The sequence below is a fragment of the Novacetimonas cocois genome (genome assembly GCF_003311635.1).
GTDB lineage: Bacteria > Pseudomonadota > Alphaproteobacteria > Acetobacterales > Acetobacteraceae > Novacetimonas > Novacetimonas cocois.
In genome coordinates, this window is record NZ_QEXL01000012.1 from 78,438 (window position 1) to 104,083 (window position 25,646).

General features: G+C 65.3%; 26 protein-coding genes and 1 tRNA gene. 11 read left to right on the forward strand and 16 right to left on the reverse strand.

Going from position 1 to position 25,646, the window contains the following annotated elements; all coding sequences use genetic code 11:
- Positions 1–147: 147 nt before the first annotated feature.
- From NJLHNGOC_RS10270 to NJLHNGOC_RS10280, 3 genes are all read right to left on the reverse strand, one after another.
- Positions 148–2,382: an FUSC family protein gene (locus NJLHNGOC_RS10270; RefSeq protein ID WP_113596268.1), complete on the reverse strand. Its 2,235-nt coding sequence runs from the start codon at positions 2,380–2,382 to the stop codon at positions 148–150.
- 157 nt (positions 2,383–2,539) lie between these two features.
- Complete coding sequence (locus NJLHNGOC_RS10275) at positions 2,540–3,070, reverse strand: adenine phosphoribosyltransferase (protein WP_113596269.1); 531 nt, start codon at positions 3,068–3,070, stop codon at positions 2,540–2,542.
- A 183-nt stretch (positions 3,071–3,253) separates the two neighbouring features.
- Entirely contained in the window at positions 3,254–4,564 is a 1,311-nt protein-coding gene (locus tag NJLHNGOC_RS10280) for a multidrug effflux MFS transporter (RefSeq protein WP_113596270.1), read from the reverse strand.
- On the opposite strand from NJLHNGOC_RS10280, the gene NJLHNGOC_RS15980 reads away from it, so the two are divergent.
- Positions 4,563–4,736, forward strand: coding sequence for a hypothetical protein (locus NJLHNGOC_RS15980; protein WP_165837912.1), 174 nt, complete (start codon positions 4,563–4,565; stop codon positions 4,734–4,736). The two genes, NJLHNGOC_RS10280 and NJLHNGOC_RS15980, sit on opposite strands and share 2 nt — an antisense overlap.
- A 9-nt stretch (positions 4,737–4,745) precedes the next feature.
- On the opposite strand, the gene NJLHNGOC_RS10285 is transcribed toward NJLHNGOC_RS15980, so the two are convergent.
- Positions 4,746–5,474 (reverse strand): TVP38/TMEM64 family protein, encoded by a 729-nt coding sequence (locus tag NJLHNGOC_RS10285; protein WP_239021465.1) that lies wholly within the window; start codon positions 5,472–5,474, stop codon positions 4,746–4,748.
- A 127-nt stretch (positions 5,475–5,601) separates the two neighbouring features.
- On the opposite strand from NJLHNGOC_RS10285, the gene NJLHNGOC_RS10290 reads away from it, so the two are divergent.
- Positions 5,602–6,702, forward strand: a complete 1,101-nt coding sequence (locus NJLHNGOC_RS10290; protein WP_113596272.1) for a COX15/CtaA family protein — start codon at positions 5,602–5,604, stop codon at positions 6,700–6,702.
- A 103-nt stretch (positions 6,703–6,805) separates the two neighbouring features.
- On the opposite strand, the gene treF is transcribed toward NJLHNGOC_RS10290, so the two are convergent.
- Positions 6,806–9,373, reverse strand: coding sequence for an alpha,alpha-trehalase TreF (gene treF, locus NJLHNGOC_RS16615; protein WP_113596273.1), 2,568 nt, complete (start codon positions 9,371–9,373; stop codon positions 6,806–6,808).
- 868 nt (positions 9,374–10,241) lie between these two features.
- Here treF and tldD point away from each other — a divergent pair.
- Entirely contained in the window at positions 10,242–11,699 is a 1,458-nt protein-coding gene (gene tldD / locus NJLHNGOC_RS10300) for a metalloprotease TldD (protein ID WP_110528246.1), read from the forward strand.
- A 104-nt stretch (positions 11,700–11,803) separates the two neighbouring features.
- Here the strand turns inward: tldD and NJLHNGOC_RS10305 are convergent, their stop codons facing one another.
- The 3 genes from NJLHNGOC_RS10305 to NJLHNGOC_RS10315 form a co-directional block, all read right to left on the reverse strand.
- A complete protein-coding gene (locus NJLHNGOC_RS10305) occupies positions 11,804–12,595 on the reverse strand; it encodes a pyridoxine 5'-phosphate synthase (protein WP_113596274.1) in 792 nt (263 codons plus the stop codon).
- Positions 12,592–13,563, reverse strand: a complete 972-nt coding sequence (gene pdxA / locus NJLHNGOC_RS10310) for a 4-hydroxythreonine-4-phosphate dehydrogenase PdxA (RefSeq protein WP_206059767.1) — start codon at positions 13,561–13,563, stop codon at positions 12,592–12,594. The genes NJLHNGOC_RS10305 and pdxA overlap by 4 nt, the downstream gene beginning before the upstream one ends.
- A 162-nt stretch (positions 13,564–13,725) precedes the next feature.
- Positions 13,726–15,147 (reverse strand): M20/M25/M40 family metallo-hydrolase, encoded by a 1,422-nt coding sequence (locus NJLHNGOC_RS10315; RefSeq protein WP_113596276.1) that lies wholly within the window; start codon positions 15,145–15,147, stop codon positions 13,726–13,728.
- On the opposite strand from NJLHNGOC_RS10315, the gene NJLHNGOC_RS15700 reads away from it, so the two are divergent.
- The gene (locus NJLHNGOC_RS15700) at positions 15,146–15,394 is read left to right on the forward strand and encodes a hypothetical protein (RefSeq protein ID WP_133258726.1); all 249 of its coding nucleotides are present in this window, start codon (positions 15,146–15,148) and stop codon (positions 15,392–15,394) included. The two genes, NJLHNGOC_RS10315 and NJLHNGOC_RS15700, sit on opposite strands and share 2 nt — an antisense overlap.
- A 32-nt stretch (positions 15,395–15,426) precedes the next feature.
- Here the strand turns inward: NJLHNGOC_RS15700 and NJLHNGOC_RS10320 are convergent, their stop codons facing one another.
- Positions 15,427–15,717 (reverse strand): hypothetical protein, encoded by a 291-nt coding sequence (locus tag NJLHNGOC_RS10320; protein WP_110528259.1) that lies wholly within the window; start codon positions 15,715–15,717, stop codon positions 15,427–15,429.
- 170 nt (positions 15,718–15,887) lie between these two features.
- On the opposite strand from NJLHNGOC_RS10320, the gene NJLHNGOC_RS10325 reads away from it, so the two are divergent.
- The 3 genes from NJLHNGOC_RS10325 to NJLHNGOC_RS10335 are packed head-to-tail and all read left to right on the forward strand — an operon-like array spanning position 15,888 to position 17,652.
- Positions 15,888–16,286: a LapA family protein gene (locus NJLHNGOC_RS10325; protein ID WP_113596277.1), complete on the forward strand. Its 399-nt coding sequence runs from the start codon at positions 15,888–15,890 to the stop codon at positions 16,284–16,286.
- 8 nt (positions 16,287–16,294) lie between these two features.
- The gene (gene pyrF, locus NJLHNGOC_RS10330) at positions 16,295–17,011 is read left to right on the forward strand and encodes an orotidine-5'-phosphate decarboxylase (protein ID WP_113596278.1); all 717 of its coding nucleotides are present in this window, start codon (positions 16,295–16,297) and stop codon (positions 17,009–17,011) included.
- Positions 17,012–17,013: 2 nt separating this feature from the next.
- Positions 17,014–17,652, forward strand: a complete 639-nt coding sequence (locus NJLHNGOC_RS10335; protein WP_113596279.1) for a phosphoribosylanthranilate isomerase — start codon at positions 17,014–17,016, stop codon at positions 17,650–17,652.
- Here NJLHNGOC_RS10335 and NJLHNGOC_RS10340 read toward each other — a convergent pair.
- Positions 17,643–17,972 (reverse strand): hypothetical protein, encoded by a 330-nt coding sequence (locus NJLHNGOC_RS10340; protein ID WP_165837913.1) that lies wholly within the window; start codon positions 17,970–17,972, stop codon positions 17,643–17,645. The two genes, NJLHNGOC_RS10335 and NJLHNGOC_RS10340, sit on opposite strands and share 10 nt — an antisense overlap.
- 257 nt (positions 17,973–18,229) lie before the next feature.
- Positions 18,230–18,763 (reverse strand): DUF721 domain-containing protein, encoded by a 534-nt coding sequence (locus NJLHNGOC_RS10345; RefSeq protein WP_113596280.1) that lies wholly within the window; start codon positions 18,761–18,763, stop codon positions 18,230–18,232.
- Positions 18,764–18,773: 10 nt separating this feature from the next.
- Here NJLHNGOC_RS10345 and NJLHNGOC_RS10350 point away from each other — a divergent pair, with 10 nt between their 5' ends.
- The 3 genes from NJLHNGOC_RS10350 (at position 18,774) to hemH (ending at position 21,221) form a co-directional block, all read left to right on the forward strand.
- Complete coding sequence (locus NJLHNGOC_RS10350) at positions 18,774–19,847, forward strand: A/G-specific adenine glycosylase (RefSeq protein WP_113596281.1); 1,074 nt, start codon at positions 18,774–18,776, stop codon at positions 19,845–19,847.
- 101 nt (positions 19,848–19,948) lie between these two features.
- Positions 19,949–20,101 carry a hypothetical protein gene (locus NJLHNGOC_RS15985; RefSeq protein ID WP_165837914.1) on the forward strand — a complete coding sequence of 51 codons (153 nt, stop codon included), beginning with the start codon at positions 19,949–19,951 and terminating at the stop codon, positions 20,099–20,101.
- 76 nt (positions 20,102–20,177) lie between these two features.
- Positions 20,178–21,221, forward strand: coding sequence for a ferrochelatase (hemH, locus tag NJLHNGOC_RS10355; RefSeq protein WP_113596282.1), 1,044 nt, complete (start codon positions 20,178–20,180; stop codon positions 21,219–21,221).
- A 242-nt stretch (positions 21,222–21,463) separates the two neighbouring features.
- On the opposite strand, the gene NJLHNGOC_RS10360 is transcribed toward hemH, so the two are convergent.
- The 5 genes from NJLHNGOC_RS10360 to NJLHNGOC_RS10385 form a co-directional block, all read right to left on the reverse strand.
- A complete protein-coding gene (locus tag NJLHNGOC_RS10360; protein WP_239019475.1) occupies positions 21,464–21,829 on the reverse strand; it encodes a hypothetical protein in 366 nt (121 codons plus the stop codon).
- A 119-nt stretch (positions 21,830–21,948) separates the two neighbouring features.
- Complete coding sequence (locus NJLHNGOC_RS10365) at positions 21,949–22,605, reverse strand: hypothetical protein (RefSeq protein ID WP_206059764.1); 657 nt, start codon at positions 22,603–22,605, stop codon at positions 21,949–21,951.
- Positions 22,606–22,851: 246 nt separating this feature from the next.
- Positions 22,852–22,928: transfer RNA gene (locus NJLHNGOC_RS10375), tRNA-Pro, on the reverse strand.
- Between the two features lie 55 nt (positions 22,929–22,983).
- Positions 22,984–23,565, reverse strand: a complete 582-nt coding sequence (locus NJLHNGOC_RS10380) for an LOG family protein (protein ID WP_113596283.1) — start codon at positions 23,563–23,565, stop codon at positions 22,984–22,986.
- A gap of 52 nt (positions 23,566–23,617) precedes the next feature.
- Positions 23,618–24,814: an MFS transporter gene (locus NJLHNGOC_RS10385; RefSeq protein WP_113596284.1), complete on the reverse strand. Its 1,197-nt coding sequence runs from the start codon at positions 24,812–24,814 to the stop codon at positions 23,618–23,620.
- A 241-nt stretch (positions 24,815–25,055) separates the two neighbouring features.
- On the opposite strand from NJLHNGOC_RS10385, the gene NJLHNGOC_RS10390 reads away from it, so the two are divergent.
- Positions 25,056–25,640 carry an NUDIX domain-containing protein gene (locus NJLHNGOC_RS10390; protein WP_113596285.1) on the forward strand — a complete coding sequence of 195 codons (585 nt, stop codon included), beginning with the start codon at positions 25,056–25,058 and terminating at the stop codon, positions 25,638–25,640.
- Positions 25,641–25,646 lie beyond the last annotated feature (6 nt).

Genomic DNA, 25,646 nt, shown 5'->3' on the forward strand with positions numbered 1-25,646 from the left:
GGGTGTCGCCTTTTTCCAAAAAGGCGACATTCTTTTTGAAGCTTTTTGCAAAAAGCTTCACCAAAAACTTTTATGATTTCAGGTGATTATCTTCAAAAAAAGCCAGCATGACGCAAGTCCGCCGGCTTTTTTCATGTCCATTATCTGTCAGGTCAGGACGGGATCGAGATAGGGGCTCGATGCGTCAAAGAATTTCTGGTTGTTATCCAGCTCGTACGAAATCACGTACAGGCAGACCAGCGCGCCATTCATCTCCAGCCGCACGCCAAGGTTGCCTTCCTGCTGCGTCATGTTCTGGATCCGGTCGATCGCAAATTTGGTGGCCCGCGCCGTGCGTCCGTAATGGCCGCCATAACGTCCGCTGAACTGCGCCATGCGGGCCATCATCTCGGTCACGACCTCCTGCGCGGCGGGGGGCAGCAGATGACGCTCCAGAATGCCACGCAGGCGGATGATGTTCAGGCCGATCGTCATGGCCGACAGGATGCCCTGCAGATACGCGTCGATGATGGCGTCAGGGGTGTTTTCCGCATCCGTCAGCAGCCGCACGAAACGGTCCACGTTGCGTTCGACCACATACAGCGTCGTCGGCAGCGTGCGCGAACGCGCGACATGGCGCAGTCCGCGCAGGATGCGGGTACGCATCTGCCAGCGCATGTCGTTGGTATCGAACGGCAGCACGATCCTGAAGACCCACATCGAATACCACAGCCCGAGGATCAGCGGCATCGCGGTATTGAAGAACGAGACCTCGTCCAGTCGCGACTGGTTTCCCGGTCCCAGCAGGATGGGAAGGAAAAGGTTGTACGACACCGCCCCGAGAATCAGCACCGGATAGGCAAACGCCAGCCCCCCCATCAGCATCGGCACCATCAGGCACATCGCCATCACTTCATAGGTCGAAGGCGTCGGCAGCACCCACAGCACCAGCACGGCCGCCATGACGCTGGCCCAGATCGCGCCGCCCAGGAACGCCTTGGTCGCCAGGGCGGGTTTTTCCAGCGTGGAGAACAGGCTGCACACGATGGAGACGAACATCATGAAGGTCAGGCCCGACGACCATGCCGTGGTGACCCAGATCAGGCCGGAGCCGAAAATCGTGACCGAGGCACGCAGGCTGTTGGTAAAGGCCTGCTGCCAGTCGCGGAATGTCTTGATACGGTAATGGAAATGATCGTGACGCAGCGGATGGCGGCTGGCGTCGAACTGGATGATGGCCTGTTCCAGTTCATCGAGCATCTTCCCCAGCCCGTAATGCAGCATGCGCTGCTGCGACAGGATGTGGGCAACGGCAGGCGGCGCGGGATCGCTGGTGGCGCTACCCATTTCATCTTCGAGGGAATCCGCGACACTCTGCCGGCATTCCGCCTGCAGGGCGGACAGCGTGGCGAGGACGGGATGGATGTCGTCCGTCATCTCCAGTTGCCCGGCCATGTCGCGCAGGAACGCCTGCACCTTGGCCGACGTCGCGTTGAAGGCCGCGCCGGGCACGTTGCCGGGAATATGGATCAGCGCGGCAAGGTCCAGGCCGCGCGACAGCAGCATCGCCACCCGCGCAAGGGCCGCGCGGGCATGATCGCCCTCGTGCCCGCGCTGCGCGCCCATCTCGACCTCCGCGAACTCGATCTGGTCGCTCAGGGTCGTGATGTTGGTGAAAACCTGCCGCGCCTTCTTCAGCACGTCGCTGTCGCCCGCCAGCAGGGAGGCCAGCGTCTGCCCCGCGCCGTCGATGGCCGTCAGGAAATTGTGGGTCAGCCGGTCCTGCGCGCGCGCGCCCAGCCGGTACTGGAACAGGGAGGAAACCGTGCTTTCCAGCACGATGCCCAGCACGATATAGGTCGCGCGCGACATCGCGATCATGAAGATATGCTGCGGGTCGGCAATCCCGTCGAGCGAGATGATGGCGTAGGTAAATCCGCTGGCCCGCATGCCATGGATGCGGTAGTTCGTCATCGTCGCGGGGCCGGGCAGCAGCGTCCCGATGAAACAGAACGTGCCGATCCCCACCGCCAGCATCAGGATGAACATCAGCGGCGCCTGCGGGAACGCCGCCACCAGCAGCACGGCGCAAATCGTGCCCACCACCATGCCGAACAGGTGCCATCGCGCCTTAGCCACGCTCTTGCCGCGTGTCCCCTGCGCCACCATCCAGACCGTCAGCGCGGCCCACTGGGGGCTGCCCAGTTCCCACCACAACGCGATACCCAGCGCAATCAGCGAGGTAATGGTCGTGCGAAGGGCATAGCCAAAGGTGAACAGGCCCGGCGCGAACAGCCAGCGCATGTGGTCCTGGCGCACCGGCACGCCGGGCGGCCACAGACGCCGCAGGAAGGCAACAATCCGGGTCTGGAACTGTAGCAGGGAGAGCTCAAGACTATTCATCCCGGCATACGCGCTCCCTGCGATATGAAATACGGCTATACAGTTTCCGGTACACTTTACATGTCAGGCCAGCAGACCGACACGTGATGTCCGGTATATCAGCGTTCATGAAACTGTATATTGCAAGACGGTTCCGCCAGCAAAGCAGCGATACCAATCAGTCGTCGTAGGTCACCAGTGTCTTGACCGGCACATCCAGACGGTCACGCCCCCCGAGCGAGCGGATCTCGATCAGGGTGGCGGCGCCCACGACCTCCGCCCCGACCTTGCGCAGCAGCGCGATGGAGGCCGCCAGCGTGCCACCCGTCGCCAGCAGGTCATCCATCACCACGACCCGCTGCCCCGGCATGATCGCATCGGCCTGGATGTGCAGCGAATCCTGACCGTATTCGAGGTCGTAATCATAGGAAACCGTCTGTCCCGGCAGCTTGCCCGGCTTGCGCAGCATCACCAGTCCGCAGCCAAGGCGGCTTGCCAGCGGGGCGGCCGTCAGGAACCCGCGCGATTCAATGGCCGCCAGCATGTCGACCGACCACGGTGCTACCGCCGCCGTCAGCCGCCCCATCGCGATCTGCCATGCATCCGCATTCCGCATCAGGGTCGAAATATCGTAGAACAGGATGCCCGGCTTGGGGAAATCGGGAATGCCCCGGATGTACTGCTTCAGATCGATGGTGGAAGTGGTCATGGCCTGTATGTATTCCCGAGAAACCTGTTCCGACGCGTGGCATCGTAATGGACACCGCGCCCACGCAAATTACATCCGTCCGAACGACAGGGATGCACGTCGCCTGTAGCCGCCGGGCCGCCGGACGGCAACCCCGCCACCGCCGCTTTTGTCACAAAGCGCCCCCGCGCGCGGGCGCACCCGTCAGGACGCCGGGGAATGCGTCCGGGCGTCCGCGCCGGTCCCGTCCGGCGCGCGGCGTGGACGCAGCACCACCATCAGCAGCATGACCACCGCGCCAGCGAACATGACCGCCGCCATCGACACGGGCGTGTCCGACGGCAGCATCCCGACGATGGCCCCCGCCAGCGCGCCCAGCACATACTGCAGCGTGCCGACAAAGGCGGACGCGCTGCCGGCAAGGCGCGGATGATCGGCCAGCGCGCCGACGGTGGCGTTCGGCCCGATGATCCCGGTGGTGCCAAGCGAGAACATCATCGTGCCGATCAGCGCCAGCATGAGCCCGATGGACGGATGCCCCCCGCCCCTGGTGGTTTCCGCGATCAGGCTGGCGACCAGCGTCATGCCAATGGTGCCCACAAGGGCGATGAAGACGGAAACGCCCAGGATGCGCGCCGCGTCAATCCGCCCCACCAGCATGCCGTTAAGCTGCGACGCCCCGATCATGCACACGGCGAACACGCCGAACATCATGCCGAAATGCGCCGGCGACAGGCCGAACTGGTGAATGAACACCGAAGGCGCCGCCGAGAGGTAGGTAAAGGACATGAAGCACGAAAAGCCGGCGATCATCGCATTGGTGAAAAATCCCCTGTCGCGTACCAGCAGCAGATAGCGGCTGCACAGCGTGACGGGGGAGAGTTCGCTGCGGTTTTCAGGCTTCAGCGTTTCGGGCAGCACCCGCCAGATCAGCAGCATGCATACCACACCATAGACCGCCGCCGCCCAGAAGATCGAACGCCACGTCGTAAAGGACAGCACCAGCCCGCCCAGCGTCGGGGCAAGGATGGGCACGACCCCCATCACCAGCACCAGCCGCGACATCAGCCGCGCGGATTCATTGCCGTGCGACATGTCACGCACGCAGGCGCTGGGGATGATCAGGCTGGCCGACGCGCCAAGCGACGCCACCAGCCGGAATGCCGAAAAGGTATAGATGTCGGTCGCCATCGCGCACCCGACCGACGCCAGGGTATAGACGAACGTGCCCAGCAGCATCGGCAGCCGCCGTCCGAAGCGGTCGGAAACCGGCCCCATGGTGATCTGCCCGATCGCCAGTCCCACGAACCAGATCGCCAGCGTCATCTGGGCGGAACCCGCCTTCGCATGCAGCGTCTTTTCCAGTTCAGGGAAAGCCGGCAGGTAGATGTCGGTGGAAACGGGCCCGACCGCCGTCAGGACCCCAAGCAGGATGGCGATCCATCCCATCGACTGGCTGGCGATCTTGCCAACCGGCGCGTCGGACGACTGCGCCGCGAGTGCGGAAGAGCCCATGACGGCACTCCAGAAATCAAGAGAAGCAGGAATTGGAAAAGTAGTAGCCGACGCCGCCGGAATTTTTCATCATCTATTCCGACATTACAGCCTTACGCTGACCGAAGGTATCGCGCGTGCATGCGCGTCGCGTCAACTGCCCATGGGGCCAGAAAAACGCAACGATACCTGAAACAATTTTTTAGACCGTGCGTGTGGCGCGATCGGCACGCGCGATCCGGCTGGCGCGCAGCAGCCACAGCCCGCCAAGCCCGGATGCCACGAACAGCATGACCGCCAACGCGATACGGCCCTGACGGTTCATCTGCATTCCACCACCCATCAGTACGAACACCGCCGTCTGCGGCAGACTGCCCAGCGCGGTTGCCGCCACAAAGGCCATCACCCGCGCCCCCGCAAGGCCGGCGGCGATGCTCAGCATCATGGCGGAACCCACCGGCAGCAGGCGCAGCACCAGCACGCTGACGAAGGTCCGTTCACGCAGGGGCCGGCCGAGGCGCGCGCCCATCCCGCGCAGCCGCGCGGGCATCCGCCCGCCGCCCAGCACCCGCGCCACGAAAAAATCCGCCACGGCGCCGCCCACGGTCGCGCAGGTGGCCATGGCCATGCCCTCAGCCGTGCCATAGGCCATGCCCGCCGCAAGGCATACCGCCTGCCGTGGCAGGCCCAGCGCGCAGAACGCCACCCCGGCCAGAACGAACCACGCCCGTCCCCGCCCCCCGTCACGCAGCACCGCGACATCGGATAGCGCCGCATGCAGCCCCGGCGCCACGCGCGCGGCCATGACAAGGGCCGCCGCCATCGCCACCATCAACGCGGGACGCAGCAGGACCCGTAATCCTGCGGGCGGTGGCGGCGATACGGGCACGGGCGGGGGGGCATCGGGGGATGGGCCGCATGGTCGCGTCACGCAGGCGCCTCCTTTGTTGCGATGTCATGCATGCAGGTCATGCCCGGGACGTGGGACAGGCAGAAAACCTGTTCCGCGCCCTAGCATTGCCTTGCGGCGGCGTGCAAGGGCGGTCTAAATCCGCCATATGTCCGCACATCCTTCCGGTGGCCTCGCCAAAGGCCGCGACTCCGTCTTTCCGGCCAACGCGCACGACCGTCGCCGGGTCTCGAACTGGCTGCTTGCCATCTGCTTCATGCTGATCGGCATGATCGCGCTGGGCGGTTATACCCGCCTGACGGGGTCTGGCCTGTCCATCATGGACTGGCGGCCGATCACCGGCATGATCCCGCCACTGTCGCATGCGGAATGGGAACGGCAGTTCGCGCTGTACAAAACCATTCCCCAGTACAAGATCCTGCATGACGGATTCGGCCTGGCCGGGTTCCAGCAGATTTTCTGGGCGGAATGGATCCATCGCTTCTGGGGACGGCTGATGGGATTTGTCCTGCTGCTGCCCCTGATCTGGTTCGCCGTCACGGGCGTCCTGTCGCGCCGGCTGACGGCGCGGCTGGTCCTGTTCTTCGTGCTGGGCGGGCTTCAGGGGGCCATCGGATGGTTCATGGTGGCCTCCGGCTTCAATCCCGACAGCACGGCGGTGGCACCGGTCCGCCTTGTCCTGCACCTGTGCTGTGCCTTTGCCCTTTATATCGCGATCCTGTGGACCGCGCTTTCGGCGCGTAATCCCGAACCCGAATTCATTCCCGCCACCCCGGCCGTGGTCCGGATCCACCGGCTGGCGTGGCTGGTATGCTGTATTGTCGCCACGACCATCATCGCCGGGGGCTTCACCGCCGGGACGCATGCCGGGTTTTCCTACAACACCTTTCCGCTGATGGATGGTCACCTGATCCCGTCTGGATACGCGCGGCTGCATCCGTTCTGGCTCAACTGGTTCCAGAACATCGCCGCCGTACAGTTCGACCACCGCCTGCTGGCGACATGCACCGCGGCATTGATCGGGGTGACCATCTTCCTCGGCCTGCGCACCCCGCAGCTGGGGCGGCCGGCGCAGGACGCGCTGATGCTGATGGGATGGATGGTGCTTCTGCAGTACGCGCTGGGCGTGACCACGCTTCTGCTGGTGGTGCCGGTATGGGCGGGAACCGTCCACCAGACCTGTGCCGCGCTGCTGCTGACGACCGCCATCATCGTGCTTCATCGTCTGCGCGGGGTGGGCCGGGTCTGACCCCGGCCCCTGTCACGACGGGCTGACCTTTTCGCCCGTCGGGACGCTTTTTCCTCTTCAGTTCCCTACAGAGGCGGACCTGCCGTCCTGGCCCCGCCGCGCCTTAATGCGCGGTGGGCTGGGACGCGGTGGAATTGCCCTGCGGCACATCCGTCACGTGCGGTGGCAGCGTCGGCACGGGGGCAGGTGTGGACGACGTGCTGCCTGATGTCGCCGGGGTGGATGCGGCGGACCCTGCCGGTGGCGTGGCCGATGCCCCCGCAGGCGGCTGCGCCGGAGCCGGAGCCGGAGCCGGAGCCGGAGCCGGAGCCGGAGCCGGAGCCGAGGGGGTGGACGGGGACGCTGCGGGCGCAACCGTTTTTTCCGGCACGGATTTTTCCGGCGCGGGTTCAGGCGCGGACGGACTGGCCGGCGCGGCGGTGGTGGCCGGGGCGGTAAGCGCCGGCGCACCCGATGTCGCGGCATCCGATGCCGTCGATGGCTGCTGCGCCTGCGTGCCACCGGACGGCGCGGGCGAGGATGCGGGCGTCGCGGGCGACGGCGTTTCCTGCGGAGTCGCGGCGGCTTTTGCCTCCGGCGCCGGTGGCGTGGCGGGAGGTGCCGGCGGCGCGCTCAGCGGCGGGGTCGGCGCGCTTGCCCCCACCGAGGATATCTGCGGCAGCGTCGGGGTCGGGGCCACGGGACGCGGCGTCAGCGTTACGGTGGGCAGGTTGTACTGGTTGATCGTGTCCTTGTCGCTCTGCACGCCATAGGCATTCATCGGCGGCAGCGCGTGCGGGGTCGGGCGGTCCGGCTGGTCCGCGGCAGGGTTACGATCCAGAACCACGCGCGTATTCTGCGGATAGCGATCCATCAGGCCCAGCAGCGTGCCATTGGTCCAGCCAAAGCCGATCTGCATCGGATATTCGCCGCCGCCCTTGCCGCCCCGGGGGCTGATATAGGGGTTGGAGACGTCATATTTCTCCAGCAGCACGCCTGATTTTTCATACGTGCCGATCACGCGGCCCATCCAGCGCGCGGCAATGTCGCTGGCCAGTTCGTCATAGCCGTACTGGTTCAGGCCCTTGACCGCCATCCATTGCAATGGCGCCCATCCGTTGGGGGCATCCCACTGCTGTCCGCTGTTGCTGCGTTCGGTGGCGATCAGTCCCCCCACCTTCAGCAAATTCTTGCGGATCGTCTCCGCCACGGCCTTGGCCTGTTCGGGACTCGCCATCTGCAGGAAAAGCGGCATGGCCGTGGCGCCCGACAGGATGGAGGTCGATTCGCCCTTCTTCCAGTCATAATCGATATAGGCCGCGCGGCGTTCATCCCACAGGACGCGCTGGACCGCCGCCACCCGTTCGGCCGCGATCTTCGCGTACCGGGCGGATGCTTCCTTGTCGCCCTTGAGCGCATAGGCATGGGCCAGCGTCTGCGCCAGATGCGGGATCAGACAGTTCAGTTCCACCGTCAGCAGTTCAGTGGTGTGGATGGTCGACAGCGTGTGCCCGTCCGCCAGCCAGCGCGAAGAGAAGTCCCAGCCCGTTTCGGACCCGGCGCGCAGGTCGCGGTAAACCTCCTCGGGCTTGCGGGCGGTCTGCGACGCCGCCGTCGCCAGATCCTGGGGATAGCTTTCATCGCGTGGCGAATCGCGGTCGTCCCAGTGACGGTTCATTACTGTTCCGTCCGGCAGGCGTACCACATGACGGTAGGCCCCGCCCGGCGCCACCGAATCCGCGCCATCCATCCAGTAATCGTATTCCGCCTGCATTTCAGGCAGGAAGGTGGTGTACGCGATCTGCCCGTCATGCATCGCCAGAAGATCGACCATCAGCGAGAAGAACGGCGCCTGCGAACGGCTGAGGTAATAGGTGCGGCTGCCGTTGGGGATATGGCCATAGCGGTCGATCATGGACGCCATGTCGCGTATCATGTCGCGCATCATGTCGATCTTGCCGTCCTCATACAGCCCGATCATGGTGAAATAGCTGTCCCAGTAATATAGCTCGCTGAAACGGCCACCCGGCACGACATAGGCATAAGGCAGCGGCAGCAGGGACGAATACTGCACCTGGGTGTCGGGCGGACGCTTCAGCACGTCCCACATGCCCATGATGTAATCGCGCACGTTTTCATTGGGGCTGCGCTGATAGGTAACGGTCTTGCGTTCCGGCAGGGTGAAATGCTGGCTGACGAAATCCTTCAGCACGAAATCGGGCCGCGCCTTGGCCGCCTTGTACTGCGCCAGCAGGTCGGCCGGATCTTCGTCCGGGACGGCGTCCACCGCCGTCTTGGCATCGGCATAGATGTGCGACTTCGCGATATCCACGAACAGGCCGTCCAGCACCACGGACGGGGGCCGCAGGTCCTGCGTGATGACCACGGGGGCCGCCGCCTCCGTCATCAGGGCGGTGGCGGGGGGAACCATGCTTGATCCCGCGGGTTCAGTCTTCTTCACGCCCTGCGGGGTGGAGGCAAGGATACCGACCGGCGTATCGACATGCGCCGGCGCCGGAGTGGAGGCTGCCTGTGACTGTGCCCCCGACTGTGACCCCGATGCGTCTGCCGCCGAGGACTGTGGCTGTGCCGGTGCGGGCGTGGATGCGGGCGCGGACGCTTCACCCTGCGGCGCAGGAGCCGTGGCGGCCGGAGCCTGCGGAGACGGAGCAGCCTGCGCCGGGACCTGCATACCATCCGCTGTTGCGGCGGGAACAGATGTGGCGGTGGCAGATGCGGCCGGGGCAGGCGTACCCTGCGATGACGCCGGAGAGGCCGGAGCCTGCGATGAGGCGGATGACGACGCGGCCGGGGATGCGGGTGGGGCCATTCCCTCCCCATCAAGTCCGTGTGGCGTGGGCGCGGCATAGCCATCATCGCCGGCGGATGCGGACGGAGTCGTGGCGGCAGCCTGTGGCGCAGCGGGCGACGGCGCGGGCTGTGGCGTCGCAGGCGCTGTTGCCGGGGCCGGAGTCGCGGACTGGGTGGATGCGGCGGACGGGGTCGGGGGGACGGCAGGCGCGGGAAGCGGCTTCTGCGCCTCCGCTGCTGTTGTCCCTTCCGTGTGGACCTGCGGGGATGTCGCAGGGCCGGACACGGCAGGGAGAGCAGCAGTGGGGGCCGTCGTCGTACTGGTCGTCGTCGTACTGGTCTGTGTATCCTGTGGGCGTACTTCCTGCGACAGGACGGGAGTCACTGATGACACGAGCGCGACCAACGCAGCGCCAGCGCAAACCGCCACCGGACGCGACAGGGCCGAACCGGCCATGAGAGAAACTTTCACGAGACGTCTGAACTCCACGCTATTGGACCGCATATGTCGCACAGCATGCCCTGCCTGCGGCATCAACGAAAAGAAAAACCACCCACATGGAGGGAAGTTCATTTTTTATTGTGTCCAGTTTATGTCCAGTTCACGTTTCATCCCCCTTCCCGCCTGCCCCACCTGCGTGGTTCCACCATGATGGCAATCGGACTATGCTTGCAGGTCCTGGCCATGCGCCGCTGTCCCGCCGCATTCCCCGGACATGGCTGCGTTCCCGTTACCCGGAGTATTTCCGATGTCGCCTGATCCCAACCTGTCCCCCCTTGCCGCCACGGACAGCCTGTTTTTCGAACGCGCTGACGCCCGGCTTGGCCGGGTGGAGGCCGAACGCCTGGTGCAGCAGGCGCTGGGCGGCATGGATGACGGCGAACTGTTTCTGGAATACCGCGAAAGCGAGATGATTTCCCTTGATGAAGGGGTGATCCGCTCGGCCACGTTCGATACGTCTTCCGGCTTCGGCCTGCGCGCCGTGCTTGATCAGGAAACCGGCTTCGCCCATTCCGACGACATCAGCGAAAGCGCCATCCGCCGCGCCAGCGAAACGGTGACGCAGATCCGCGCCGGCCGCAACGGCACGCTGGCGGCAGGCCCACAGCCGACGAACCAGCGCCTCTACCCCACGCTCAACCCGCTGGGGGAGACGGATTTCGCCAGCCGCGCCGCCCTTCTGTCGGAACTCGATGCCTATGCACGCGCGCGTGACCCGCGCGTGGTGCAGGTCATGGCGTCCCTGTCGGCACAGTGGCAGGCGGTGCAGATCATGCGTCCCGACGGACAGCGGATGGCCGATATCCGCCCGCTGGTGCGCATGAACGTTTCGGTCGTGGTGGAAAAGGACGGACGCCGCGAAAGCGGGGGGCACGGCTTGGGCGGCCGGTATTCCTATACCCGCCTGCTGGATGCCGGGGTGTGGAAACCGGCGGTGGACGAGGCGCTGCGCATGGCGCTGGTCAACCTTGACGCGGCGCCGGCCCCGGCGGGGGAGATGGAGGTCGTGCTGGGCGCGGGCTGGCCGGGCATCCTGCTGCACGAAGCGGTGGGACACGGGCTGGAGGGGGATTTCAACCGCAAGGGAACCTCCGCCTTTGCCGGGCTGATGGGACAGCGCGTGGCCGCCCCCGGCGTGACCGTCATCGATGACGGCACCCTGCCCGAACGGCGCGGCAGCCTGACGATCGATGACGAAGGCACGCCCACGGGCCGCACCGTGATGATCGAGGACGGCATCCTGACCGGCTATCTGCAGGACCGGCTCAACGCGCGCCTGATGGGTGTGCGCCCCACCGGCAACGGACGGCGCGAATCCTATGCCCATGCGCCGCTGCCGCGCATGACCAACACGATCATGCTGGGTGGTGACGCGACGACAGAGGACATGATCCGCACGACGAAACGCGGTCTTTACGCTGTCAACTTTGGCGGGGGACAGGTGGACATCACATCGGGCAAGTTCGTCTTCGCCGCCTCCGAAGCCTATCTGATCGAGGACGGGAAGGTCACGACCCCGGTGCGTGGCGCGACCCTGATCGGCAATGGCGCGGACGCCATGACCAAGGTCACAATGATCGGACAGGAACCGGCACTGGATCCCGGAATCGGCACATGCGGCAAATCCGGTCAGGGCGTGCCGGTGGGCGTGGGACAGCCGACGCTGAAGATGACCGGCCTGACCATCGGCGGGACGGGCGGATAATCCCCCGTCCCTAGCGGAAAACCCGTCATCAAAAGTTTTTGGTGAAGCTTTTTTCAAATAAGGCGGCACCCAAAAACTTTTACTGCTTCCAGATCTTCCCTGCCCTATTCCTCATCGTCATCAGACTGCGGATCGGCATTTTCCTGCGGCCTGACGCGGGCATGGGCCATCAGGCCCTTCATGTGGCGGATGACCGCGGGCAGGCCATCGAAAATCGCCTGCCCGATCAGGAAATGGCCGATATTGAGTTCGACGATTTCCGGACGCGCCGCGACCGGGGTGACATTGTCATAGGTCAGGCCGTGGCCCGCATGTACCTCCAGCCCCATGGACGCCGCCAGCGTCGCCCCGCGCGCCAGACGGGCCAGTTCGCGGAACTGCCCTTCTTCATCCCCGGCTTCGGCATAGGCCCCGGTATGCAGTTCCACCACTGCGGCGCCAATCCGGGTGGCGGCCGCGATCTGTTCCGCGTCGGGATCGATGAACAGCGAGACACGGATGCCCGCATCGCGCAGGCGCGCCACCCGCGATGACAGCACCGTTTCCTGCGCCGCCACGTCAAGGCCGCCTTCGGTCGTCACTTCCTCCCGCCGTTCGGGAACAAGGCAGCAGGCATGCGGACGCAGGCTGGTGGCGATGGCGACCATTTCCTCGGTCGCGGCCATTTCCATGTTCAGCGGGATCGACAGTTCGGCACGCAGGCGCGACAGGTCGCGGTCGCGGATGTGCCGCCTGTCCTCGCGCAGGTGGGCGGTAATGCCATCGGCCCCGGCCGCCTGCGCCAGCAGGGCGGCGCGCACGGGGTCCGGGTCGCTGCCGCCGCGCGCGTTACGCACGGTGGCGACATGGTCGATATTCACACCCAGACGCTGCGGGCGAAGCGGGAAAGATGTCATGACCTGTTCCTGTGTACTGCCATTTCGGCCGCCATGCGCAACGCCGCCACCAGGCTGGACGGATCGGCGGTGCCATGACCGGCAATGTCAAAGGCCGTGCCATGATCGGGGGAGGTCCGGATGATCGGCAGGCCCAGCGTGACGTTCACCCCCTGCGCCATGTCCAGCGTCTTGAGCGGGATCAGCCCCTGATCGTGATACATGCACATCGCCACGTCATAGCGCGCGCGTGCCGCAGGCGTGAACATGGTGTCCGGCGGCCATGGCCCGGTGATGTCCATTCCCTCCGCCCGCAGCACTTCCATGGCGGGAATGATGATGTCGCGTTCCTCCGTGCCCATCGTGCCGCCTTCGCCCGCATGGGGATTGAGGCCCGCCACGGCGATGCGGGGCACGACAAGCCCGAAATCCTGCCGCAGCGCGGCATGCGTGGTGCGGGTGGCGCGGATGATGGCCGCCGCATCCAGTTCGTCCAGGGCACGGCGCAGCGCCACATGCACCGTCACCGGCACCACCCGCAGGTGCGGACAGGCCAGCATCATGACCTCCCGCCCCGGCATGTCGCACAGTTCGCCAAGGTATTCGGTATGGCCCGGATGGGGAAAGCCCGCGCGACGCAGCACGACCTTGCTGATGGGATTGGTCACGATGCCCGCGACCTCGTCCGCCTGCGCCAGACGCACGGCGCGCGCGATGCTCGCGGTAATGGCGCCGGCATTCGCGCTGTCGGGGTGGCCGGGCGTCACCGGGGCCGCCAGCGCCTGCGACAGGACCGGGATGGCGTCGGCAAACACCCCGCGCGCCGCCGCCACGTCACCGATCACCCGCACCGTTCCCCCCGCGCGCGTCAGGATGCCCGGATCGCCGATCACGACAAAGGACGGTCCGCCATGCTGCAGTGCCCGCCATGCCCCGACGGTGATTTCGGGGCCGATCCCCGCCGGGTCACCCATCGTCAGGGCCAGCATGTCGGACATGGGGTGTCCTTTCCTTGGAGACTGTTGATATCCGTTAATAAAAGTTTTTTGGGTGTCGCCTTTTTCCAAAAAGGCAACGTCTTTCGAAGCTTTTGCAAAAAGCTTCACCAAAAACTTTTATGATTTTCAGGCTATTTTACCGGATCCACCTTTTCAACCGGCCTCTTGACCACGCGCTTCGTCACCGATGGCATGCAGGATACGCACCCATGAGCGGATACCCTTGTGGAAGGAGACGAGGTCATATTTCTCGTCCGGGGAATGGGCGCGATCGTCATCCTGCGCAAAACCGATCAGCAACGCCGACATGCCCAGGATATTGCGCATGTCGGCTGCGACCGGGATGGAGCCGCCACAGCCGATGGTCACGGCGGGCACGTCCCATTCCGCCCCCAGCGCCACCAGCGCGGGACGCAGGCCCGTGGCGTCATCGGCCACCACACAGGCGCCCGACCCGCCATGGGGCGCGAACTCCACCGTGCAATCGGCAGGCAGCGCCGCGCGCACGTGATGGCAGAAGCTTTCGCGCACCCGGACCGGGTCCTGCCCGGCCACCAGACGGAACGACACCTTGGCCGACGCGATGGCGGGCAGGACCGTCTTGAACCCCTCGCCCGTATAGCCGCCAGTAATGCCGTTGATCTCGAAACTCGGGCGGCACCATGTCTGCTCGATGGCGGTGTATCCCTTCTCCCCCGCCGGTTGCGACAGGCCGACCGCGCCCAGGAAGGTCGCATCATCGGGCGCGATCTCGCGCCAGCGCTGGCGCAGTTCGGGCGAAGGCTCGCTCACCCCGTCATAGAAACCGGGCAGCGTGACACGCCCGGTTTCATGGTCGCGCACGGAGGACAGGATGGAGCACAGCAGTTCGATGGGATTGCGCGCCGCGTTGCCATAGATGCCGGAATGCAGGTCGCGCGTGGCGCATTTCAGGGTCACCTCCTCCCCCACCATGCCACGCAGGGCGGTGGTGACGGCAGGTGTCGCGCCCAGCATGCCGGTATCGCAGATCAGGCCGATATCGGCGGCCAGTTCGTCGCGATGTTCCATCAGGAAGGGCACGAGGTTGGGACCACCGCTTTCCTCCTCCCCCTCGATGACGAGGGAGATGCGCACCGGCATCGTCCCTTGGGTCTGCCGGATGGCGCGCAGGGCCTCGATGAAGGTCATGACCTGCCCCTTGTCGTCAGAGGCCCCGCGCGCGACGATCTGGCGCGCGCCGTCATCGCGCGTCACCATCACGGGTTCGAACGGGTCGCTGTGCCACAGGTTCAGCGGATCGACCGGCTGCACGTCGTAATGGCCATAGAACAGGACGTGCGGGCCTTCGGGCGGGGTACGGTCATGGGCGACGACCACCGGATGACCCGGCGTTTCGCATACCCGTGCGGAAAATCCGATATCCTCCAGCTCCCGGCACAGCCACTGCGCCGCCGCGCGGCAGTCGCCGGCATGTTCGGGCCGGGTGGAAATGCTGGGAATCCGCAACAGGCCGAACAGCCGCGACAGGCTTTCGTCAAGGGCGCGATCCACATGATCGAGCACAGGCGTCAGGTCACAGGACAGTTCGGTCATGGGTCTCTTGATCCTTAAAGCTTGCAGGCATGCTGGCATCCAGCGCAACGCGGGCGACTGTGCGAACGATGCCGCGAAAATGCAATCCCGTGTCCGTCATGCCTCCCTGTCGCGAATGCGCGGCAGGCTGCCTGACAACAACCTGCCGATAAAAACAAAAGTTTTTGGGTGTCGCCTTTTTTTAAAAAGGCGACGTCTTTCGAAGCTTTTGCAAAAAGCTTCACCAAAAACCTTTATGATTTCATAGGATTATCCGGCCCGCCTTTCCAGACAGCCCTTTTAGAAAAACTGCCCCCGCAGGAAACCCAGCGCCGGCAGCGGGCGCCATGCGCGCGGCAGGTCGGCGCGACGGACCGGACGGATGTCATAGATGGGCACGGGCTGTCCCGACTGCCGCAGGAAGGCGCGATAGGCCGCCACCTGCTGCATGCGCCACTCACAATCGGCCAGCGCGGCCTGACGGGTGGCGTAAATGCTGGCGATGCGGGTCCGCCGCCCCATCGTCGCGACCACGCCCCACATGCCGTCATCCCGACGGGCGGTGGCGCCAAAGGCAATGACTTTTCCCATCCCGCCCCCATGTTCCGTGGCTGGCGCGCCTGCATGGCGGTTGCGGTTCCCACGACATCATGTTGCATCGGCGCGATCAAGCTTTCATGCTGTCACAAACATTGTGACAGGACAGCCACGACAGGGATCTCCTTGCAGGGGAATGTCCTTGACGCTAGGGAAAGCGCATCATGATCCGTCTGTTCATCACGCTGCCGTTCGTGCTCGGGCTTATTATCTTGGCTGCCTGCAATCAGGACCCGGTTGCCATGCAATGGCTGACCCTGAAATGGCAGTCCTCGCCCGGTGTTCTGGCGCTGGTGACGGGGGCGCTGTTCTATGCGCTGGGATATGTCTGCGCATGGATCGGAACCCTTGGCCAGATCCGCCGCGCCCGCAAGGCCGAACAGCAGGTCCGCACGCTGGAGGCGGAGATGGCGGACCAGCGCGCCCGCGCCTCCGTCACCGCCATGAACATGGCCGCGCCAGTTGCCCCCGCGCCGCAGGAGCCTGAGCTGGTGGCGAAGGTGCCGCCCGCCGCGCCCGATGCGCATGCCCCCGGCCTTCCCCCCGCAGAAAATAGGACCTGAGAGTGCCGATGTCCGCCGCGCGCCCCCGTTCGACCCGCCTGATCGTCGCACTTGATACCAAGGATCCCGCGCAGGCCGTGGCGTGGCGCGAAGCAACCGCCGCCAGCGCCGGGGCCGTCAAGCTGGGGCTGGAGTTCACCTATGCGCAGGGTCTGGACGCCGTGCGCGATGTCGCGGGCACGCGGCCGCTGTTCCTCGACCTGAAGCTGCATGACATCCCCAATACCGTTGCCTCCGCCATCGGCAGCCTCGCGCGGCTGCGTCCGGCCATGCTGACGATCCACGCCGCGGGGGGACGCGCCATGATCGCCGCCGCGCGCCGGGCGATTGACGAGTCGTTTCCCAGCGGCGAACGGCCGCTCCTGCTGGCGGTGACGGTCCTGACCAGCCTTGACGCCACGGCGCTGCATGAAACGGGCGTGGAGTCGGACGTGGCCGATCAGGTCGTGCGCCTGGGGCGTCTTGCGATGTCGGCGGGGGCGGACGGGCTTGTATGCTCGTCACATGAAATCCGCCTCCTGCGTGACGCGCTGGGCGATGATCCGGTGCTGGTCGTCCCCGGCATCCGCCCGGCGGGAAGTGCGGCCGGCGACCAGAAACGCATCATGACCCCGGCGCAGGCCCGCGACGCGGGGGCGGACTGGATCGTGGTGGGACGTCCGATCACGCGTGCGGCCGACCCGGCGGCGCAGGCTGCGGCCATCGCGGCGGAACTGTCGGCCTGACCATGCCCGTGGGGGTCAAGATCTGCGGCATTACCGACGCAACCGGGTTCGATACGGCGGCGCAGGCCGGCGCGCGATGGATCGGGTTCGTGTTTTTTGAACGCTCCCCCCGCAATATCGCACCACGCGCGGCAGCCGCGCTGTCCGCGCGCATGACAGGCGGGCCGGAACGTATCGGCCTGTTCGTGAAACCCGACGACATCGCAATCGAAAGGGTGCTCGATACCGTTCCACTGGACGGGCTGCAGGTTTATGCCCCGCAACAGCGGGCCATGGAAATCCGGCAACGTTTCGGCCTGCCGGTCTGGCGCGCGGTCGGAATCGAAAGCCGCGCCGACCTTCCCGTTCACGCGGCCCCTGACAGGCTGGTCATCGAATCGCGCCCCCCCGCAGGCAGCACGCGGCCCGGCGGCAATGCGCGGCAGTTCGACTGGAGCCTGACCCAAGGGTGGAAAAGCCCGGTCCCCTGGATGCTGGCCGGTGGGCTGACCCCGGAGAACGTGGGCCGGGCCATCGCCCTCAGCGGGGCGGAGGCGGTCGATGTCTCCTCTGGCGTGGAAAGTGCGCCGGGTGTGAAATCGGCCGCGCTGATCCGGGCTTTCATCGCCGCCGCGTCAGGCGTCCCTACGCCTCAGGGATAGGGGTAGGGATAGACCGGCGGGGGTGGCGGCGGAGGCGGCGGATAGGCATAGTACGGATAGGGCGCGGGATAACGGTAGGCGGGATAGGGATATCCGTATCCATACCCGTAATAGCGATAGGGCGCGATGGCCGTCCCGACCACGGCACCCGCAAGCATGCCGGCGCCGAATCCGCCCCAGCCCCAACCCCAGCCACCGCCGTGCCAGCCCCAGCCGCCGCCACGCCATCCACCGCCCCCATGCCATGCATAGGCGTTGGAGGCAGGCATCATGCTGGCCAGTCCAAGCGACACCGCCAGCATCATCGCAACCCTGCGCATCGACCCAGATCCTTTTCCAATCATCGCTGTCCCGTCCGTGGGGCGGGAACATGCAAGCCCTTCAGATCAAACCTGCGACATTATGCCGGAAACCGGCATCCCGGCCCCGTCACGTGTCCATGAACCGGAAAAACGTCCATTCCGCGACCATTTCATGGCCACGCGCCATCATTATGTAATACGCCCCCGCCTTTTCACAATGCCATGCCAACCCGGGGCCATGCCAACCCGGGGCCATGATCAATTCTGGGCCGTGCCTACCGCCGCCGGGTGCCCGTTCCGCGCTGGCCCACCCATCCCCCCAGACGCGACAGCGCATCGCGCAGCGGACCTTCGGGCATGTCCTCGATCGCAACCGGCGCGGGCACGGGACGCGGCGAGGGCGGCGGGGGCGTGGGACGCAGGGTCATGTCCTGCTGCATCCTGAGTCTTTTGACCACGCCGGGGCCGCACACGCCGTTGATGCGCGCGATCAGCGCGGGCGCCAGATGCTGGAGCTCCATCGCGACAGGCCCGTTGCATGCCACCGTCAGGGTCCCGGCCGAAAGCCGGCGCGGCACCGTGGAGCGGGCAAGGTCCGGCCCCACGATGTCGGGCCAGTCCACCATGACCTGCACGGCGGCGGGCGACTGCTTGCGAAAGGCCGGGCGGGTCACGCCGGGCATCAGCGCGCCAAGGCTGCGCAACGCCCGCGCGCGGTACTGCTGCCGCTCGGCAGGTTGCGCGTCAGGCGCGGAAGGGGCGGAGGCAGGGGCGCTCTTTCGCTTGCCCCGTGTCGGTTCCTTCGTCATAAGCAGGCCTGTGTCACTTTCTGCTGCCAAACTGTTGCGCTGGTATGACCGGCATCGCCGCACCCTGCCATGGCGCGCCCTGCCGGGGCAAACGGCAAATCCGTATCATGTCTGGCTCAGCGAAATCATGCTGCAGCAGACGACCGTGACCGCCGTCATTCCCTATTTCGAACGGTTCACCCGACAGTTCCCCACGGTCACCGACCTTGCGAACGCGGATCAGGATACCGTCATGGCGGCGTGGGCCGGACTTGGCTATTACGCGCGGGCGCGCAATCTGCATGCCTGTGCCCGCCGGGTGGCGGACATGGGCGGCCGGTTTCCCGACACGGTGGAGGGCCTGCGCGCCCTGCCGGGCATCGGTCCCTATACGGCGGCGGCCATCGCGGCGATCGCGTTCGGGCGGCCCGTCGTTCCCGTCGATGGCAATGTCGAACGGGTCACGACGCGGCTTTTCGCCATGACCGATCCCCTGCCCCGCGCCCGGCCCGCCATCGCGGCGCAGGCGGCGCGGCTGAATGATGATCCCGTGGCGCATGGCCGCCCATCGGATTTCGCACAGGCCCTGTTCGACCTTGGCGCGGGGATATGCACCCCCCGCGCGCCTGCCTGCGCCCTGTGCCCGTGGCGCACGGACTGCGCGGGCCAGCGCGAGGGGATCGCCCCCACCCTGCCGCGCAAGGCGCCCAGGGCCGCGCGCCCCACGCGCTATGGCGTGCATTTCCATGTGACCGACGCCACCGGCGGCCTGCTGCTGCACCGGCGCGAGGAAACGGGACTTCTGGGCGGAACGCTGGGCCTGCCCGGCCCGCAATGGCGGGCGGAGCGCTGGTCTATGGAAGAAGGGCTGTCCCATGCGCCGCTGGCACAACCCGCGGCGCAATGGCGCCATGTGGGCGAAGTCCGGCATGTCTTTACCCATTTCACGCTGATCGTGGATGTCTATGCCACGCGGGTCGAACGCTTCCCCAACGCAATCGCCCGTGATGGCGGACTGGTATATCCACGCGAGCGGGCGCAACAGATGGGCATCGCATCGCTGATGCGCAAGTGTATTGCGCTGGTGCCCGATCCCGTGGAATGAAATGAATGGATGGACGCGCAATGAATGTCGCTTTTTTCATTGACGCGGCATCACCGCGCGCGGTTCACTGACCATACCGTGATGTGGAAGGGGAACGTGTCATGACTCTTGTCCAGCTGTTTTCACCATTTATGCTCGCCCTCGCCGTCGGGGCGGCTGCCGCAGTCCATCTCGTGCGCAACGCAACATTGACGCCACAGGCCCGGCCGGTGCGCGTGCGTGCCAACGATCGACGCCAGGTGCGTCCTTCCTGACCGATGGGTCGGGATCGCTGTGAACCGGAACAGGACTTTTGCATAAACACGTCTCCTCCTGTAGCACAGTGATCCCATGACCTTCATAACCATTCGTCGGGACGCACCGATCCAGACATCCCGGGTGGGCGTCCTGCTGAGCAATCTGGGAACGCCCGACGGAACGGGATATTCGGCGATCCGCCGTTACCTGGGCGAATTCCTGTCGGATCGCCGCATCATCGAAGCCAACCCGCTGGTGTGGAAGCCGATCCTCAACGGGGTCGTGCTGACCTTCCGCCCCCGCAAGACCGGGGCCGCGTACCAGCGCATCTGGCGCACCGACCGCGATGAAAGCCCACTGCGCACCTATACCCGCGAACAGGCGGACGGACTGGCCGCGCGCCTTGCGCCCGAAGGCGTCGCCGTGGCGTGGGGCATGCGCTATGGCACCCCCAGCGTGGCGGACGCCCTTCATGACCTGATCCGGCAGGGATGCGATCGCATTCTTCTCGCGCCGCTTTACCCACAGTACAGCGCCACGACCACCGCCACCGCCAACGATCAGGTCTTTCGCGCGCTGATGCGACTGCGCAACCAGCCCGCGACCCGGACTCTGCCGCCCTTTCCCGACCATCCGGCCTATATCGCGGCACTGGCTGCGTGCATGCGCGAACATCTTGCGACGCTTGGGACGCCACCCCAGAAAATCGTCGCCTCCTTCCACGGGCTGCCGCGCGAATACGTGGAAAAAGGGGATCATTATCCCCTCGACTGCGAACGCACCATCGCGGCGCTGCGCAGGGCGACGGGACATGACGCGGACACGATGCCCCTGACATACCAGTCACGCTTCGGTCCGGCGAAATGGCTGGAACCCTATACCGCGCCCTATATCGAGGCCCTGCCGGCGCAGGGAATCACGCGCATCGCGGTCATCATGCCGGGCTTTGTCTCGGACTGCATCGAGACGCTGGACGAAATCGGCAACGAAGTCCGTGATGGTTTTCTCAAGGCCGGTGGCGAGGAACTCACGCTGATCCCCTGCCTCAATGACGCGCCTGTCGCGATCGACATGCTGGAGACACTGGTCCGCAACGAACTGCGTGGCTGGATCGATACCCCTTCCCCCGCCGCGTGATGTCGCGGACCTGACAGACCAACCCACTGAAATTGTAGAAAATTTTTGGTGAAGCTTTTTATAAAAAGCTTCGGAAGATGTCGCCACCCTGAAAAAAAGGCGACACCCAAAAGCTTCTGCTGTTTCCAAGCGGTCCCTTAAAAACAGCCATAAAAAAAGGAAGGGGCCCGCCTGACGGTGGGTTTCCTTCCTTTTTCATTCCATGCCCGGTCTTTTTGCAAAGACCCGCCGGACATCAGGCCTCAGTGGGCAGCGGCAGGGGTCGGCGCAGGGGGATGTTCCGCGTCGTACAGGGTGGCCTTCTGCTCGTCCGTCTTGCGGGTGCGATAACGTTCCCACAGGCTTTCATGCGGGTCGGCAGGATGCTCCTTGTCATAAAGGGCGGCCTTTTCACGAATGCCCTTGCGGTATTCATGGCGCTTGTACATGCCAACCGCGCATCCGCCCATGGCGCCCGCCACCGTGTGATGGTTGGCGACATGGCCCCCCACCGCACCGACCGCGCCATATTTCAGGCATCCGCCCGGTTCCGCATGCGCCGCCACGACCGAAGTTCCCACTAGCGTGGTTGCCAGCAGGAATACCCTGGAAATTTTCTGTACCGTCATTGTCTGCATCATACCTGGCCCGATACTGATCCTGCCGGAAACGGGATGGCCTGCCCCGCCACGGCGCTTCTTGTTCAGGGATAGTAGTAACACAATCTTTCGGACATGCATCATCCCCGTCAGGGACGGTCACAGCTTTCCGTCAGATCATTATATACTTGGCCTTTCGGGCAGACATGCGATTTCTGCATGGGAGCGGAAGGAACAAGCCCCCCCTGCGCCCCTGCCGGCTGTCCGCCCGTGCCATTCGGCGGGACAGGCGCGCCCTGCTGCTGCGGCGGCGCATCGGACAGGAGGCTGTTCAGTTCGGCATCATAGACGGAGTCATCTTCCGGGCCGGAACCACTGTTGCCGTTATAGATACCCGGCGCGGCCTGATAGCTCGACGCGGCGGCCGCAGCCCCCATCGCGGCCCCCATGCCCAGACCGAGGCCAAGGCCATAACCACCCCAGCCCCAGCCCCAGCCGTACGGATACCCCCATCCGCCCCAGCCCCATATGGGATAGCCGCCACCCCAGCCCCAGCCCCAGCCGCGACCGCCCCAGCCGCCACCACGCCAGCCATCGACATTGCGCCACCGGCCACCGCCGCCATGCCAGCCACCACCACGGAAACCGCCGCCGCCGCCACGAAAGCCGCCACCGCCGCCTCCCCCATGGAAGCCACCGCCGCCAAAGCCACCGCCGCCGCCATGCGCGTAAGCCTGCACCGGCTCACCGCCGATCATGCTTCCGGCGACGATCAGTGCGATGCCCCCAAGAAGAAAGCGTTTCATTTCCTGTCCCTCCTTCACCAGCGACAGTATGCCCTACAAATATGACCCGACATGCCATCGGATCATATCAATATGTTGCCCCCCGCTTTACGGGCCGGCGGAACGCATATCATGCGTATCGGCATGAATATGGGAAATCACGCCCCCCTGTGCGAGGGCATGCATCCAAGTATTTTGCGGTATGGGAAATGGCGCCCGAAGGCAATGCCCCGTGGGCATGAAGGACCAGACCATTACAGGAAGGTCTGGTCGGAGTGAGAGGATTCGAACCTCCGGCCCCTGCGTCCCGAACACAGTGCTCTACCAGGCTGAGCTACACTCCGTCTGGAGGCGGCTATACAGGGGTCCGGCACATTCCGCAAGGGGGTTCGCGTCTTTTCAGAAATGATCGACGTTGACGTTGTCGCTGCCAGTGGTGGTGTCATGCAGCGCGCGCATCACGGCGGGCACATCCTCCACCACGCGGAAAAGCTCCCGCACGTCGGGGGCGGCGAATCCGCTTTCGATCGTCGCCTCGATCATGGCGATCAGCGGCGCGGCCCAGTTGGCGACGTTGACGATGAAAATCGGCTTGTCATGCTGCCTGAGCTGACGCCACGTCATGATCTCTATCGTCTCGTCAAAGGTGCCCAGCCCGCCGGGCATCACCACGAAGGCATCGGCACGGGAAAACATCATCGCCTTGCGGTCGTGCATGGAGGTCGTCACCGTCAGGTCCGTCACCCCCTCATGCATGATTTCACGATCATGCAGAAAGGCGGGAATGATGCCCGTCACCTTCCCCCCGGCCTTCAGCGCCGCGTCGGCCACCGCCCCCATCAGGCCGACATGCCCGCCGCCATAGACAAGGCGCAGCCCCGCCTGCCCCAGCCGCGTTCCCAGTTCCGTCGCGGCGGCATGGAATTCGGGCCGGACGCCAAAACGCGATCCACAGAATACGGCGACCGAGGAAATGGACATGGCAGGGCAGTCTCCAGAAAATTGGTGATGACGCATCATTTCACATCGCGCGTCAGCGATGGGCCTGACGTTGCAGCACGAGGGTCGTCGCGACCCCGGCCAGCGTAAACAGTGCGGATACCATAAACAACGCGCCATAACCCATCGTCTGGATGACAAGGCCAAGCAGCGGGCCGGACAGCCCCACCGCGATATCCAGGAACACCGAGAACGCCCCCAGCGCGGCACCCCGGTTTTCCGGTCCGACGCGCGCCACCGCCAGCACGCCAAGGGCCGGGAAGACAAGGGAGAATCCCGCCCCCGTCAGGGCCGCGCCGATATCGGCCATGAAAACCCCCGAACAGCGCCACAGCACCAGCAGTCCGATCGTCTCCACCACAAGGGAGACCAGCGCGACGACCAGCCCCCCGCGACGGTCGATCTGGCGCGCGAACACAAGGCGGATCAGCACGAACACGATGCCGAACGCCGCCAGCGCGATTGCAGCGCCGTTCCAGTTCTGGTGCGCGAAAAACAGCGCAAGGCACGAGGAAATGGTCCCGAACCCGACCGACCCGCACGCCAGCACCAGCCCATGCGGCAGCACGCGCCAGAACACCGTGCGAAACGGCGTGGGCGGCCCCTTGTGCGCGACGGGGGCCACCGGCTCGTACTGCACCGCCAGCAGGAAGCCCACGAAGGGAAGCACCGCCGACAGCGCCCCCACCAGCACCAACCCGCCATAAGGCATCGGCAGCCCGGAAAGCATCTGCCCCACCGGCGCGCCCAGCGCGATCCCGCCGTACGAGGTCACGCCGTTCCATGAAATCACCTGCGCCGTCCGGGTCGCGCCAACGCGCCCGATATTCCACATGATCGCGCCCGTCGCGGTCCAGCTTTCGCCCACGCCCAGCAGGATGCGGCTGCCGATCAGCATCAGCGCCGAAAGTGCCGCGTAATGAAGCAGCAGGCCCGATGTCATCAGCATGATCCCCGAAAGGGTGCAGACCACCAGCCCGATGACCACGGCGGGTTTCGCCCCGCGGCGGTCCGCCGCCTGTCCCGCCGACGCGCGGGAGACAAAGGTGGCAAGATACTGCAGCGACACCGCAAAACCCGCGATGACCGTATTGTATCCCAGCACCTGATGGACAAAGACGGGAATGACCGCCATTGGCAACCCGATATCGATGTAACACAGCAGATTGAACAGGACGACGGCCAGAATCCGCCGTGTTGGGGACGTCATGGACGTCTGCGCCATGGTCATGATGCGCTCGAAACTCCGGAGGGAACAGAAATACGTGTATCCAGCCCGCACGGATAACGAGACGGACGGCAATGATAACGGGATATCAGTAAAAGGGGTTCATGCATTAATACAAGGGTATGACCCGTGCGCATGGCGCGTGCCGCGATACCGGGCATCTCATACTTGAGGCCGGACATGGAAACAGGACAGGGCTATACTGTCCCCTGATTTTCCAACCAGCGGAGCACGGACACCCGCCATGACAGACAGTTCTTCCGGCCCCACCCCCGACGCAGGCGGTTTCGTGACGGTTTCCAGCCGCCTTGCCTACGAAAACCCGTGGACGCGCGTGCGTGAGGACATCATCATCCGCCCCAACGGCCGCAAGGGGCTGTACGGCGTGGTCGAACGCGGGGACTTCGTGGTCATCCTGCCGGTATGGGAAGAGGCGCAGGGACGTTCCGTCACGCTGATCCGTCAGTACCGCTATCCCATCGGGCAGCGGATGTGGGAACTGCCGATGGGCATGTGGGAAAACCGCCCCGACGCACCGGCCGAGGACGTGGCGCGCGGCGAACTTCGCGAGGAAACCGGCCTTCGCGCCGAAACCATGCGCGATGCCGGGCTGATGTACCAGGGCGCGGGCTACACCACGCAGAAGGGACGCGCCTATCTGGCCACCGGCCTGACGCAGGGCCCCACCGAACGCGAGGACACGGAAGAGGACATCACCTGCCACAAGGTCCCGCTGGAGGAGATGGAGGCCATGATCCGCGATGGCCGCATCACTTGCATGGTCACCATCGCGGCCTTTGGCCTGATCCGCGCGCGGGGATGGATCTGATATGCC

Coding starts and splice junctions, on each gene's coding strand:
- NJLHNGOC_RS15985 (WP_165837914.1), top strand. CDS start 19,949: ATGACTCTTGTCCAGCTGTTTTCACCATTTATGCTCGCCCTCGCCGTC.
- NJLHNGOC_RS10305 (WP_113596274.1), bottom strand. CDS start 12,595: ATGACATCTTTCCCGCTTCGCCCGCAGCGTCTGGGTGTGAATATCGAC.
- NJLHNGOC_RS10280 (WP_113596270.1), bottom strand. CDS start 4,564: ATGGGCTCTTCCGCACTCGCGGCGCAGTCGTCCGACGCGCCGGTTGGC.
- NJLHNGOC_RS10385 (WP_113596284.1), bottom strand. CDS start 24,814: ATGACCATGGCGCAGACGTCCATGACGTCCCCAACACGGCGGATTCTG.
- NJLHNGOC_RS10345 (WP_113596280.1), bottom strand. CDS start 18,763: ATGACGAAGGAACCGACACGGGGCAAGCGAAAGAGCGCCCCTGCCTCC.
- NJLHNGOC_RS10290 (WP_113596272.1), top strand. CDS start 5,602: ATGTCCGCACATCCTTCCGGTGGCCTCGCCAAAGGCCGCGACTCCGTC.
- NJLHNGOC_RS15700 (WP_133258726.1), top strand. CDS start 15,146: ATGGGTCTCTTGATCCTTAAAGCTTGCAGGCATGCTGGCATCCAGCGC.
- NJLHNGOC_RS10320 (WP_110528259.1), bottom strand. CDS start 15,717: ATGGGAAAAGTCATTGCCTTTGGCGCCACCGCCCGTCGGGATGACGGC.
- NJLHNGOC_RS15980 (WP_165837912.1), top strand. CDS start 4,563: ATGACGGCACTCCAGAAATCAAGAGAAGCAGGAATTGGAAAAGTAGTA.
- hemH (WP_113596282.1), top strand. CDS start 20,178: ATGACCTTCATAACCATTCGTCGGGACGCACCGATCCAGACATCCCGG.
- NJLHNGOC_RS10360 (WP_239019475.1), bottom strand. CDS start 21,829: ATGACGGTACAGAAAATTTCCAGGGTATTCCTGCTGGCAACCACGCTA.
- NJLHNGOC_RS10275 (WP_113596269.1), bottom strand. CDS start 3,070: ATGACCACTTCCACCATCGATCTGAAGCAGTACATCCGGGGCATTCCC.
- NJLHNGOC_RS10315 (WP_113596276.1), bottom strand. CDS start 15,147: ATGACCGAACTGTCCTGTGACCTGACGCCTGTGCTCGATCATGTGGAT.
- tldD (WP_110528246.1), top strand. CDS start 10,242: ATGTCGCCTGATCCCAACCTGTCCCCCCTTGCCGCCACGGACAGCCTG.
- NJLHNGOC_RS10340 (WP_165837913.1), bottom strand. CDS start 17,972: ATGCGCAGGGTTGCGATGATGCTGGCGGTGTCGCTTGGACTGGCCAGC.
- NJLHNGOC_RS10390 (WP_113596285.1), top strand. CDS start 25,056: ATGACAGACAGTTCTTCCGGCCCCACCCCCGACGCAGGCGGTTTCGTG.
- pdxA (WP_206059767.1), bottom strand. CDS start 13,563: ATGCTGGCCCTGACGATGGGTGACCCGGCGGGGATCGGCCCCGAAATC.
- NJLHNGOC_RS10270 (WP_113596268.1), bottom strand. CDS start 2,382: ATGAATAGTCTTGAGCTCTCCCTGCTACAGTTCCAGACCCGGATTGTT.
- NJLHNGOC_RS10335 (WP_113596279.1), top strand. CDS start 17,014: ATGCCCGTGGGGGTCAAGATCTGCGGCATTACCGACGCAACCGGGTTC.
- NJLHNGOC_RS10380 (WP_113596283.1), bottom strand. CDS start 23,565: ATGTCCATTTCCTCGGTCGCCGTATTCTGTGGATCGCGTTTTGGCGTC.
- NJLHNGOC_RS10325 (WP_113596277.1), top strand. CDS start 15,888: ATGATCCGTCTGTTCATCACGCTGCCGTTCGTGCTCGGGCTTATTATC.
- NJLHNGOC_RS10365 (WP_206059764.1), bottom strand. CDS start 22,605: ATGAAACGCTTTCTTCTTGGGGGCATCGCACTGATCGTCGCCGGAAGC.
- treF (WP_113596273.1), bottom strand. CDS start 9,373: ATGCAGGTCCCGGCGCAGGCTGCTCCGTCTCCGCAGGCTCCGGCCGCC.
- pyrF (WP_113596278.1), top strand. CDS start 16,295: ATGTCCGCCGCGCGCCCCCGTTCGACCCGCCTGATCGTCGCACTTGAT.